The sequence below is a fragment of the Paenibacillus sp. ALE3 genome (assembly GCF_054113405.1).
Genome location: NZ_CM134214.1, coordinates 5113710 through 5125970, shown reverse-complemented (window position 1 = coordinate 5125970; position 12261 = coordinate 5113710). Strand labels below are relative to the sequence as shown.

11 protein-coding genes and 1 tRNA gene are annotated in these 12261 nt (G+C 44.7%); 10 read left to right on the top strand and 2 right to left on the bottom strand.

Features of this window, described 5'->3' with window-relative positions; translation table 11 throughout:
• Positions 1-2: 2 nt before the first annotated feature.
• From whiA to ACXHJ2_RS22975, 4 genes are all read left to right on the top strand, one after another.
• Positions 3-947: a DNA-binding protein WhiA gene (gene whiA, locus ACXHJ2_RS22990; protein ID WP_013368810.1), complete on the top strand. Its 945-nt coding sequence runs from the start codon at positions 3-5 to the stop codon at positions 945-947.
• A gap of 135 nt (positions 948-1082) precedes the next feature.
• Positions 1083-1352, top strand: a complete 270-nt coding sequence (locus ACXHJ2_RS22985; protein ID WP_013368811.1) for an HPr family phosphocarrier protein — start codon at positions 1083-1085, stop codon at positions 1350-1352.
• A gap of 273 nt (positions 1353-1625) precedes the next feature.
• Positions 1626-2372 carry an SIMPL domain-containing protein gene (locus tag ACXHJ2_RS22980; protein ID WP_165084366.1) on the top strand — a complete coding sequence of 249 codons (747 nt, stop codon included), beginning with the start codon at positions 1626-1628 and terminating at the stop codon, positions 2370-2372.
• Positions 2373-2609: 237 nt separating this feature from the next.
• The gene (locus ACXHJ2_RS22975; protein ID WP_165084368.1) at positions 2610-3719 is read left to right on the top strand and encodes a PdaC/SigV domain-containing protein; all 1110 of its coding nucleotides are present in this window, start codon (positions 2610-2612) and stop codon (positions 3717-3719) included.
• A 112-nt stretch (positions 3720-3831) separates the two neighbouring features.
• Here the strand turns inward: ACXHJ2_RS22975 and clpP are convergent, their stop codons facing one another.
• Both clpP and ACXHJ2_RS22965 read right to left on the bottom strand, forming a co-directional pair.
• A complete protein-coding gene (clpP, locus tag ACXHJ2_RS22970; RefSeq protein WP_013368815.1) occupies positions 3832-4428 on the bottom strand; it encodes an ATP-dependent Clp endopeptidase proteolytic subunit ClpP in 597 nt (198 codons plus the stop codon).
• 211 nt (positions 4429-4639) lie between these two features.
• A tRNA-Arg gene (locus ACXHJ2_RS22965) sits at positions 4640-4711 on the bottom strand.
• A gap of 260 nt (positions 4712-4971) precedes the next feature.
• Here ACXHJ2_RS22965 and ACXHJ2_RS22960 point away from each other — a divergent pair.
• From ACXHJ2_RS22960 to eno, 6 genes are all read left to right on the top strand, one after another.
• Complete coding sequence (locus ACXHJ2_RS22960; protein ID WP_013368816.1) at positions 4972-6009, top strand: sugar-binding transcriptional regulator; 1038 nt, start codon at positions 4972-4974, stop codon at positions 6007-6009.
• 92 nt (positions 6010-6101) lie between these two features.
• On the top strand, positions 6102-7112 hold the full coding sequence (gap, locus tag ACXHJ2_RS22955; RefSeq protein WP_013368817.1) for a type I glyceraldehyde-3-phosphate dehydrogenase: 1011 nt from the start codon (positions 6102-6104) through the stop codon (positions 7110-7112).
• Between the two features lie 123 nt (positions 7113-7235).
• Positions 7236-8417: a phosphoglycerate kinase gene (locus ACXHJ2_RS22950; protein WP_044786793.1), complete on the top strand. Its 1182-nt coding sequence runs from the start codon at positions 7236-7238 to the stop codon at positions 8415-8417.
• Positions 8418-8476: 59 nt separating this feature from the next.
• Positions 8477-9229: a triose-phosphate isomerase gene (gene tpiA, locus ACXHJ2_RS22945; protein ID WP_013308264.1), complete on the top strand. Its 753-nt coding sequence runs from the start codon at positions 8477-8479 to the stop codon at positions 9227-9229.
• Between the two features lies 1 nt (position 9230).
• On the top strand, positions 9231-10775 hold the full coding sequence (gpmI, locus tag ACXHJ2_RS22940; RefSeq protein WP_165084370.1) for a 2,3-bisphosphoglycerate-independent phosphoglycerate mutase: 1545 nt from the start codon (positions 9231-9233) through the stop codon (positions 10773-10775).
• Between the two features lie 63 nt (positions 10776-10838).
• Positions 10839-12125 (top strand): phosphopyruvate hydratase, encoded by a 1287-nt coding sequence (gene eno / locus ACXHJ2_RS22935; RefSeq protein WP_165084372.1) that lies wholly within the window; start codon positions 10839-10841, stop codon positions 12123-12125.
• Positions 12126-12261: the final 136 nt, after the last annotated feature.

The following is a 12261-nucleotide window of genomic DNA, read 5'->3' as shown; positions in this document are numbered from 1 at the left end:
CCTTGTCCTTTGCGGCACAAACGAAAAAAGAGCTTACGATGATTGAAAGCCAGCCCTGCTGTGAAAAAGCGGAACTGTCTGCGCTCATACGTATGCTCGGATCCGTACAACTGTCGAATAAAAGGGTGATATTGGACGTGTCCACAGAAAATGCCGCGATTGCAAGGCGGATTTACTCCTTGATCAAAAAGCATTTTCAACTTCACATCGAACTGCTTGTACGGAAAAAAATGCGCTTGAAAAAAAATAATGTGTATATTGTCCGTATTCCTAATGGTGTACAAGAGCTGCTAAAGGAGCTTTATATTGTCTCAGAAGGTTTCTTGTTCACTGACGGGATTAATCGAGATATCATTCGGAAAAACTGTTGTAAGCGGGCTTATCTGCGGGGTGCCTTTATGGCAGGTGGCTCTGTGAATAATCCAGAGGGATCGTCTTACCACCTTGAAATTTCTTCGATGTATGAGGAGCATTGTCAGGCGCTAGTTGATCTCGCTAATGAGTTTCATCTCAATGCCCGCTGTATTGAGCGAAAAAAAGGCTTTATCCTTTACATCAAGGAAGGCGAGAAGATCATTGAGCTGCTCAGTATCATTGGGGCGCACCAAGCCTTATTCAAATTTGAAGATGTACGTATCATGCGCGATATGCGCAATTCCGTAAACCGTATTGTTAATTGCGAAACAGCTAATTTGAACAAGACGATCGGAGCTGCTGTCCGGCAAATTGAGAATATTAAGTTGCTGGAGAGGGAAGTTGGTTTGGAGACCTTGCCAGATAAACTGCGTGAAGTGGCAGAAATTCGGCTTGCTCATCCCGATTTGAATTTAAAAGAAGTCGGGGAAATGCTCAAAGGGGTCGTGAGTAAATCGGGTGTAAATCATCGACTTCGCAAAATTGATGAGATGGCTGACAAAATCAGGGGGGAAAACGGCCTGATTCCGTAAAAGAGGGTCTGTGGGGCTTTTAGAACCGGTTTTTTTAGTTTTTTTTCTAGTGTCTGTCCCGGGTTAATGTTATAATGTGATAAATAAAATGGAGTAAATAGCGTCCAGATTTATTTGATGAGGGGGTAAGCTGACATGTCAAAACATCCAGTAGTTGTACGCTTGAAAACAGGACTGCACGCCAGACCTGCTGCGTTGTTCGTACAGGAAGCGAATAAATATTCATCTGAAATTTTTGTGGAAAAAGAAGACAAAAAGGTTAATGCCAAGAGCATCATGGGTATTATGAGCCTCGCCATCAGTACAGGTACTGAAATCAATATTAGTGCTGAAGGTGCGGACGCCGAACAGGCTGTAAACGCTTTAGTAAGTCTGGTTAGTAAGGTAGAGCTGGAAAATCAATAAACGAGCATTTGCTTTGTGATATGATGTATGCTCTTAGTGAAAGCCCCCTCGGGGGCTTTTTTTTGTATCCAGAAAAAAGCATTCAACCAGCCCCGCCATTAAGCTATTTATGTATATTTATTTGAATATAGCGACCGCGTTAAGTCCAAGCTACAAATAGTTAAAACCCCTGGGTAATGCTCTGTTTCGGAAATTTATACCGCTTGACTGCAACCTTTTCCCGTTTTTTCCGTCTGGAAGGTACAAACATTTTCAAGAAAGAGGCTGACTACAATGAGAGTTTGGACAAAAACAGTAAGCACAGCAATTCTTGCAGGAGCATTATTAGCTGGGGGAATAGCAGGAGGGCTGTGGACGGGAGCTGATCGCGCTTATGCAGCAACGGCGAATGGTGTAATTAACGTGAGTGGAAGTGGTGAAATAATGGCTAAGCCAGATATCGCTTATCTCTCTATTGGTGTGCAATCGGAAGGGAACACCGCTGCTGCTGCTCAAAAAGCCAATGCTGCGAAAATAAACAAGGTTACACAGCTATTAAAAGAAAAATGGAGCATTAGTGCAGACGATATTCAGACAAGCCAGTTCTCTGTACAACCTAACTATACCTATAACGAGAAAGAAGGACAGAAGCTCAAAGGCTACATGGCCAACCATACACTTTCAGTGAAATATCGCAATTTGGACAAAATTGGTCAACTGTTGGATGAGGCTACAAATTCCGGGGCAAACAACGTAGATAATATACAGTTTTCCGTAGAGAATTCTTCCGCTTATGAGGAAGCAGCCATTGCAAAGGCGTTGGATAATGCTCAATCCAAAGCCAGTGCCGTAGCAAAATCAGCTAAACGTGGCTTAGGAGCTCTGGTGAATGTTACAGTAGATGGCGGGGAAGCTCAGGTTTTCACACAACGTGAGAATGCCATGTCCAAAGCGCTCATGGATATGAGTGGCGGAACAGAGATACAGTCGGGTCAAGTAACGGTGAAAGTCCAAGTGTCTGCTCAATATGAGATGAACTAGTATAGACCATTAAGCGGAGCCGCAAGCGCCTGCAACATTGCAGGATGACTTGTTGGCTTCTTTTGTCTATTGAAACCATTTTGTAATGAGTCTGTCATTGCTAATGGCTGTTAGGTGTACAGATTGAAATCAGGGAGTGTACAGATTGTAAACTACATACAATAGGGTATAGATATAATAAGAAAAGTGATCAAAACACATAGATTATACAGATTTGCAATAGGAGGAATACTTACGATGAACAAACATACAAAAAAATGGGGCTCAGCATTGCTGGCAGCGGGAATTTTAGCAGGAGTTGCGGTTATTCCGGTTTCCTATATTGGGGCAGCATCGACCAAACAGCAGCAAGCGACAACACAGCAACCAGGGATCGCCATCCAATGGAATGGTAAAACGTTGGCCGCTAAAGGTATTCAAGTGAACGGGAACACCATGATTCCAGTGGCAGCACTGCGTGACAGCTTGGGAATTCCGGTGAGCTATGACACCAAAGAAGGGACATATACAGTGGGGAGTGGGTACAACAAGCTCTATATCGTGGTCTCCTCCTCGGATGCCTATGTCAATGTGAACGGAATCAACACGCGCAGCATGGATGCCAAAATGGTCGCCGGGAAGTTATACATCCCTATGAGTCTGCTGAAAGACTATCTGGGTATCGATGCTCAGTGGAATGCAGCTCAGAAAACCGTAACATTGAGTAAAAGCCAGCTAAATCCAATTACAATTGCATCTCAGACGCTTCCAGCTTCGAGTAATGCAAAGGTGTCTTATAAGATTAAGTATCCGCAAATCAGCGGCAATCAGCTAAATTCTGAGGCTCAACAGGCCATTAATAATGTGCTTAAGAAGCATGCAGAGACAGTATTGGCAGCAGGCAAAAAGATGGTGGCAGAGGGAGAGGTTACAGCAGAAAGACCGTATGATTTCGAAAATGATTTTGCAATTGCCTATAACAAGGACGGTATTCTAAGTGTGATTATGCAGGACTACTCGTATACAGGTGGCGCACATGGTATGACGGCGCGTAAAGGATACACGTTCTCGCTCGCTGATGGCAAGCTGCTACAATTGTCTGACGTATTGAAGGCAAATCCGAACTATAAAAAGTTTTTGAATGCTGATCTGAAGAAAAAAATTGATGCGCTCCAGGCTGGCGAAGGTTTTGAAAAATTTAAAGAGTTGGCCGCAGATCAGAATTTTTATGTGACCAATAGTGGAGTAATCATCGTGTTTGATTTGTATGATTATGCTCCATACGCGTATGGAATTCCAGAGTTTACTTACTCGTTCGCTCAACTGCTGCCTCAGGGCGGGAAGCCTTTTGCGGGACAAAATCAATAATTTGGATGACCTATATTTTTAAAAAATAGCAAATCAAAAAGGCTGCCTACTGGATACAAAAATCCGAGGCAGCCTTTCTATTTACCAGCTATTCAGAAGTAAACCACTTTTCTTATACACCTTCTGGAGAGGAGCTAGTTAACACTTTATCAATAATACCGTATTCTTTGGCATCATCAGCGGACATGAAATAGTCACGGTCTGTGTCTTTTTCGATGCGTTCCAGTGGTTGACCTGTGCGATCTGCGAGAATGCGGTTCAATTTGTCACGCATTTTCAGAATGCGACGGGCGCGAATTTCGATATCCGTTGCCTGTCCTTGTGCACCGCCCAGTGGTTGGTGAATCATAATTTCACTGTTTGGCAAGGCAAAACGTTTGCCTTTGGCACCTGCATTCAGCAAGAAAGCACCCATGGAAGCAGCCATACCTACACAAATGGTAGATACGTCAGGTTTAATGTATTGCATCGTATCGAAAATGGCCATACCAGCTGTGATGGAACCGCCAGGACTGTTAATATACAAGTGAATGTCTTTTTCAGGATCTTCAGCAGCCAAAAACAGCATTTGTGCAATAATTGAGTTGGCTACAACGTCATTGACGTCCGAGCCCAACAAAATAATGCGATCCTTCAACAGTCTGGAATAAATGTCATAGGCGCGTTCGCCGCGGTTACTTTGTTCTACTACCATAGGAACATAGCTCACGTCAAAAAACCTCCCTTAAATATCGTTAGTGGATTTGGTGGATATGCCGATTACACATCCCTATTTATAAACTGTTACCGTATTAACCACATGATAAACAATTTCAAACAAAAAGTCAAAGAAAGTCAAACTATTGATTAAAAAAAGAGCGCTCAGCGCTCTTTTTGGTTAAAAACATTATATGGAACATTTAGCCAATCATATAAAACGACGCGCCCGCGAGGAATCGAACCTCGATCTCAGGCTCCGGAGGCCTACGTCATATCCGTTGGACCACGGGCGCACAGATGAACATTACAAGCAACTAACTAATTAATTTGGAAACAAAGATGATTATATGATATACGGCATTGAATTGCAAGCTTTTATTACGTGCGCATATTCACATAAAAAGTTGAGAAATATAGGTTCAGATAGACTTGCATGTGAAGCAAATATTGGGTAAGATATACGTGGGACTTAAAAAGTTATCCCGGGACATTTTAAGACCAGTTAGAGATATAGCATAGAGACAGAACTTAGAAGTGTGCGGGAGTGGAAAGCATGCGAAAGATATTAGAAATACAGAAGCAGCTTCTGCCCGACCTCATGGATGTTTTGAAAAAAAGGTACACGATCCTGCATCAGATTATGCTGTCCGAAGTTATTGGACGCAGAACACTGGCAGCTTCACTGGATATGACCGAGCGCGTACTGCGCGCTGAGACTGATCTCCTTAAAGCGCAAGGGCTAATTGAGATTGAGAGTGTGGGCATGAAGGTGAGCAAAGCAGGACTGGATCTGCTGGAACAGCTGGAGCCGATTGCGAACAACTTGTTCGGCCTGTCCCAATTGGAGGATCAGATTCGTCAAGCCTACGGTTTGAGGAAGGTGGTTGTCGTTCCAGGGGATTCGGATGCTTCACCGTTAGCGAAGCAGGAACTGGGCCGTGCTGGCGCAAAGGCGCTGCTGAGTGTTATGGATGACGAGGACGTGGTCGCTGTAACAGGTGGCACGACGATTGCAGATGTGGCGGAACAACTGACATTACCTGCTAACGGCCCGCTTAAAGGCGGATGGTTTGTACCGGCACGCGGGGGTTTGGGAGAGAGCATGGAAATGCAGGCAAATACAATTGCTTCCACGATGGCTCGCAAGGTCGGCGCTCAATACCGTCTGCTCCATGTACCGGATTTGCTCAGCAATCATGCTTACAACTCCTTGCTTGAGGATACGAATATTCAGGATATATTGAGCCTGATTCGAGAGAGTCGTATTATCATTCACGGGATAGGCAACGCCATAGCAATGGCCCACAGACGCAAGCTTGACCCTGAAACCTTTGCCCAGATCAGCAATGAGGGCGCGGTCGCCGAATCGTTTGGTTATTATTTTAACGAAGACGGCGTCGTTGTTCACAGAATGCTGACGCTTGGACTCCGTTTGGAGGACATCAGGCGCACGGAGACGGTGTTAGGTGTGGCTGGAGGCAAGAGCAAGGCGGCTGCTATTCATGCGGTATTGCGTTTCGGACAGGAAGACATTCTTGTCACTGACGAAGGCGCTGCTGCCGAGATTGTAAGCCGTTATTTAAGAGATTGATAAGGTTTTTTAATTGTGTTGTCTTGACGGGCTTTCGGGTCTGTCTTGAATATATAAAACTAAACTAAACGAACTTTGGGAGGAACTCACTCATGACAGTTAAAGTTGGTATTAACGGTTTCGGACGTATTGGACGCCTTGCTTTCCGCCGTATTCAAGACGTAGAAGGTATTGAAGTAGTAGCAATTAACGACTTGACAGATTCCAAAATGCTGGCGCATCTGTTGAAATATGATACAACACAAGGTACTTTCCAAGGGGAAGTAGAAGTACATGATGGTTTCTTCAAAGTAAACGGTAAAGAAGTTAAAGTTTTGGCTAACCGTAACCCAGAAGAATTGCCTTGGGGAGACCTGGGTGTAGACATCGTTCTGGAATGCACAGGTTTCTTCACAACTAAAGAAGCTGCTGAGAAACATTTGAAAGGCGGCGCTAAAAAGGTTGTTATCTCCGCTCCAGCTACTGGCGACATGAAAACTGTCGTTTACAACGTAAACCATGAAATTCTGGACGGATCTGAAACTGTAATTTCCGGTGCTTCTTGCACAACTAACTGCCTGGCTCCTATGGCTAAAACATTGCAAGACAAATTTGGTATCGTTGAAGGCTTGATGACTACAATTCACGCTTACACTGGCGACCAAAACACTTTGGATGCTCCACATGCTAAAGGTGACTTCCGTCGTGCTCGCGCAGCAGCTGAAAACATCATCCCTAACACTACTGGTGCTGCTAAAGCAATCGGTCTGGTTATCCCTGAGCTGAAAGGTAAATTGGATGGCGCAGCTCAACGTGTTCCAGTACCAACAGGTTCCCTGACTGAGCTGGTAACAGTTCTGGAGAAAAACGTAACTGCTGAAGAAATCAACGCAGCGATGAAAGAAGCTTCCGATCCTGAAACTTACGGATACACTGAAGATCAAATCGTTTCTTCTGACATCAAAGGTCTGACTTTCGGATCCCTGTTTGATGCAACTCAAACTAAAGTTCTGACTGTTGGCGACAAACAACTGGTTAAAACTGTAGCTTGGTACGACAACGAAATGTCCTACACTGCACAATTGATCCGTACTTTGGAATACTTCGCTAAATTGGCTAAATAAGAATTTCCTTATCGAGCAACATCATAGAGCGGAAACAGGTGTTATTGTTTCCGCTCTTTATATATCAAAATGTGCCTTAAATTCCTGTTTAGTAAAATTATAAGGGTGCGGAGGAATATGGAGATGAACAAAAAGAGCGTACGTGATATAGAACTGAATGGAAAACGGGTGTTTGTTCGTGTAGATTTTAACGTTCCGGTTGAAGATGGTAAAATTACAGATGACAAGCGTATTCGCGAAACCTTGCCAACCATTAACTACCTGATTGAAAAAGGTGCAAAAGTTATTTTGGCGAGTCACTTTGGACGTCCAAAGGGTCAAGTCGTTGAATCCATGCGTCTGACTGCTGCTGGTGTACGTTTGTCCGAACTGCTGAAAAAGCCAGTTGTTAAAGTGGACGAAGCAGTTGGTGAAGCTGTTAAAGCGAAAGTGGCTGAACTGCAAAACGGCGATGTGCTATTGCTTGAAAATGTACGCTTCTACCCAGGAGAAGAGAAAAATGATCCTGAACTGGCTAAGCAATTTGCTGAACTGGCTGACATTTTCGTGAATGATGCTTTTGGTGCAGCACACCGTGCTCATGCTTCTACAGAAGGTATCGCGCATTTCCTTCCGGCTGTTTCCGGCTTGCTGATGGAAAAAGAGTTGTCTGTTATTGGTAAAGCTTTGTCGAATCCAGATCGTCCTTTTACAGCCATTATTGGTGGTTCCAAAGTAAAAGACAAAATCGACGTAATCGACAACCTGCTGAACATTGCAGATAACGTAATTATTGGCGGCGGTTTGACTTATACATTCTTCAAAGCTCAAGGTCATGAAGTGGGTCAATCTTTGCTGGATGAATCCAAACTGGACGTAGCTCTTGGATTTATTGAAAAAGCGAAGAAGCTTGGCAAAAACTTCTACCTTCCTGTGGATATCGTTATCTCTGACGATTTCAGTGCTACAGCGAACACGAACATTGTGGACATCGACGGCATTCCTGCAGATTGGGAAGGCGTGGATATCGGACCGAAAACTCGTAAAATTTATGCAGATGTTATCAAAAACTCCAAATTGGTTGTTTGGAATGGACCAATGGGTGTATTTGAAATCGAGCCTTTCGCTGGCGGTACTCGTGAAGTAGCGGAAGCTTGTGCTACAACAGAAGCATACACCATCATTGGTGGCGGTGATTCTGCGGCTGCGGCTGAAAAATTCCACTTGGCTGACAAAATGGATCACATCTCCACTGGCGGCGGCGCATCCCTGGAATTCATGGAAGGCAAAGCACTTCCGGGTGTTGTTGCACTTAACGATAAATAATCAAACGCATTACGCGTAATAAAGGCTTTAGGGCACCTAATAGTTAGGAGTTGAAACCATTGAGAACACCGATTATCGCGGGTAACTGGAAGATGTTCAAAACCGTACCAGAAGCTAAAACCTTCATCGAAGAGATCAAAGGTAAAGCAGAGGTTGCAGGAGTGGAGAGCGTTATATGTGCTCCATTTACAAATCTTCCTGCTCTGGTTGAAGCAGTAAAAGGCACATCTATTAAAATCGGCGCACAAAACCTGCACTTTGCAGAAGATGGCGCATTTACAGGTGAAATCAGCGGCGGAATGCTTAAAGATCTGGGCGTAGACTACGTTGTGATCGGACACTCCGAGCGTCGTGAGTATTTCAACGAAACAGACGAAACGGTGAACAAAAAGGTTCATGCAGCATTCCGTCATGGCCTGACACCAATTGTATGTGTAGGCGAAAAGCTGGAAGACCGTGAAGCAGGTCAAACCAAAGAAGTTGTAAAAGTGCAAACTGTAGCAGCTTTTGCTGGTCTGGCTAAAGATCAAGCAGCACAAGTCGTAGTTGCTTATGAGCCAATCTGGGCCATCGGAACAGGCAAATCCTCTACTTCGCAGGATGCGAATGAAGTGATTTCCTACATCCGTAGTCTGATTAAAGAGCTGTATGATGAAAATACAGCAAATGCTGTACGTATTCAGTACGGTGGTAGTGTAAAACCTGAAAATGTTACTGAGTACCTGGGTCAAAGCGATATTGACGGCGCGCTCGTGGGCGGTGCCAGTCTTCAACCGGCGTCGTACATCGCGCTTGTTGAGGGGGCGAAGTAAGATGACAGCACCAAAACCGGTAGCTTTAATTATTATGGACGGATTCGGACTGCGTGACACTGTGGAAGGCAATGCGGTTGCACAGGCCAACAAACCGAATTACGACCAGTATTTAAAACAGTATCCACATACCACGTTGACGGCTTCTGGTGAAGCGGTGGGTCTGCCGGAAGGACAAATGGGTAACTCCGAAGTAGGTCACTTGAACATCGGCGCAGGTCGAATTGTATATCAAGATTTGACTCGTATTTCGAAGTCCATCCGTGAAGGCGAGTTCTTCGACAATGAAACATTGGTTAAAGCCGTGCAACATGCGAAGAAGAACAACACTAAACTTCACCTGTACGGACTTCTGTCCGACGGTGGTGTGCATAGCCATATCAGCCATCTGTTCGCTATGCTGGATCTGGCTAAAAAAGAAGGATTAACTGAAGTGTACATTCATGCTTTCATGGATGGACGTGACGTTATGCCTGATAGCGGCGTAGGCTTTATGCAACAACTGGTCGCTAAAATTCAGGAAGTGGGCATTGGCCAAATTGCAACCGTACAAGGGCGCTATTATGCAATGGACCGCGACAAACGTTGGGAACGTGTTGAGAAGTCTTACCGTGCAATCGTATACGGTGAAGGTCCTCAATACACCGACCCACTCGAAGCATTGAAGGAATCGTATGAAAAGTCAGTGTTCGATGAATTCGTGGAACCAACTGTTATTGTGAAGGCTGATGGAAGCCCTGTAGGGCTGGTCGAAAGCAATGACTCTGTCGTATTCCTGAATTTCCGTCCTGACCGTGCGATTCAATTGTCTCAAGTATTTACCAATGAAGATTTCCGTGGTTTTGACCGTGGGCCAAAATGGCCTAAGGATCTGCACTTTGTTTGCCTGACCTTGTTCAGTGAAACGGTTGGAGGCTTTGTTGCCTATGAACCGAAAAATCTGGACAACACGTTTGGTGAAGTGCTGGTACAAAACAACAAAAAGCAATTGCGTATTGCTGAGACAGAAAAGTATCCGCACGTTACTTTCTTTTTCAGTGGCGGACGCGATGTGGAGCTTCCTGGCGAAACTCGTATTTTGATCAATTCGCCTAAAGTGGCTACATATGATCTGCAGCCTGAAATGAGTGCGTATGAAGTAGCGGATGCTGCTGTTAAGGAAATCGAAGCTGACAAGCATGATGCGATTATCCTGAACTTTGCCAATCCGGATATGGTTGGACACTCCGGTATGCTGGAACCAACAATTAAGGCAGTAGAGACGACGGATGAATGTGTTGGACGTGTTGTAGATGCAGTTAAAGCCAAAGGTGGCGTGGTAATTATCATCGCTGACCATGGTAACGCGGATATGGAAATTGATGAGCAGGGACGTCCGTTCACAGCTCACACAACGAATCCGGTTCCGTTCATTTTGACTGACGAAAATATCGTTCTGCGTGAGCATGGAATTCTGGCTGACGTAGCTCCAACGCTTCTGGATTTGATGCAACTTCCGCAACCTGCGGAAATGACAGGAAAATCTATGATTGCATCCCGCAAGTAAGCTTGATTTAATAAGTATAGGCTTGTCCAATAAATTATGAATTACAAAGGAGATTAAGTACAAATGACTATTATTTCTGACGTGTACGCTCGCGAAGTCCTCGACTCCCGTGGTAACCCTACGGTTGAAGTTGAAGTATATCTGGAATCCGGTGCGATTGGTCGCGCTATCGTTCCTTCTGGTGCATCCACAGGCGCTCACGAAGCTGTAGAGCTTCGCGATAACGACAAATCCCGTTACCTGGGCAAAGGCGTTCTGCAAGCTGTTAAAAACGTGAACGAAATTATTGCTCCTGAAGTAATCGGCTTGGATGCTGTGAACCAAGTAGAAATCGATACATTGATGATCAAATTGGACGGTACTCCAAACAAAGGTAAACTGGGTGCGAATGCAATTCTGGCTGTATCCATGGCTGTAGCTCGCGCTGCTGCTGAAGCTCTGGGCTTGCCACTGTACACTTACCTGGGCGGATTCAACGCTAAACAATTGCCAGTACCAATGATGAACATCGTTAACGGTGGTGCTCATGCCGACAACAACGTTGACGTACAAGAATTCATGGTTCTGCCTGTAGGCGCTCCTACATTCAAAGAAGCTCTGCGTGTTGGCGCAGAAATCTTCCACAACCTGAAATCCGTACTGAATTCCAAAGGCTTGAACACAGCTGTTGGTGATGAAGGTGGTTTTGCTCCTAACTTCAAATCCAACGAAGAAGCTCTGTCCACTATTATCGAAGCGATCGAAAAAGCTGGTTACAAACCAGGCGTTGACGTATTCCTCGGTATGGACGTTGCTTCCACTGAGTTCTTCAAAGATGGAAAATACACTTTGGAAGGCGAAGGCAAATCCTTCACTTCTGCTGAGTTCGTTGATCTGCTTGCTTCTTGGGTTGATAAATACCCAATCATCACTATTGAAGATGGTTGCTCCGAAGATGACTGGGAAGGTTGGAAATTGCTCACTGAAAAACTGGGCAACAAAATCCAATTGGTTGGTGACGACCTGTTCGTAACTAACACAGAGCGTCTGGCTAAAGGTATCAATGAAAACATCGGTAACTCTATCCTGATCAAAGTAAACCAAATCGGTACGCTGACTGAAACATTCGATGCTATCGAATTGGCTAAACGTGCAGGATACACAGCTGTAATCTCTCACCGTTCCGGTGAATCCGAAGACAGCACAATCGCTGATATCGCTGTTGCAACAAATGCAGGCCAAATCAAAACTGGTGCTCCTTCCCGTACTGACCGTATTGCGAAGTACAACCAATTGCTCCGCATTGAGGATCAACTGGGTGAACTGGCTCAATACCACGGCCTGAAATCTTTCTACAACCTGAAGAAATAATATTGCTAAAAATGCTGGTGGCGCCTCGGGTCTATGATTTATCATAGGGTCAGGACGCTCGACGCTTTTGCGCATGAATAAAACAGATCTGCTTGCGATATGCAAGCAGGTCTGTTTTTTTTATAAATAATGCATA

Excerpts from the sequence above, each read along its gene's own strand:
- ACXHJ2_RS22985 (WP_013368811.1), top strand. The coding sequence starts at position 1,083 with ATGTCAAAACATCCAGTAGTTGTACGCTTGAAAACAGGACTGCACGCC.
- ACXHJ2_RS22980 (WP_165084366.1), top strand. The coding sequence starts at position 1,626 with ATGAGAGTTTGGACAAAAACAGTAAGCACAGCAATTCTTGCAGGAGCA.
- ACXHJ2_RS22975 (WP_165084368.1), top strand. The coding sequence starts at position 2,610 with ATGAACAAACATACAAAAAAATGGGGCTCAGCATTGCTGGCAGCGGGA.
- ACXHJ2_RS22960 (WP_013368816.1), top strand. The coding sequence starts at position 4,972 with ATGCGAAAGATATTAGAAATACAGAAGCAGCTTCTGCCCGACCTCATG.
- gap (WP_013368817.1), top strand. The coding sequence starts at position 6,102 with ATGACAGTTAAAGTTGGTATTAACGGTTTCGGACGTATTGGACGCCTT.
- ACXHJ2_RS22950 (WP_044786793.1), top strand. The coding sequence starts at position 7,236 with ATGAACAAAAAGAGCGTACGTGATATAGAACTGAATGGAAAACGGGTG.
- gpmI (WP_165084370.1), top strand. The coding sequence starts at position 9,231 with ATGACAGCACCAAAACCGGTAGCTTTAATTATTATGGACGGATTCGGA.
- eno (WP_165084372.1), top strand. The coding sequence starts at position 10,839 with ATGACTATTATTTCTGACGTGTACGCTCGCGAAGTCCTCGACTCCCGT.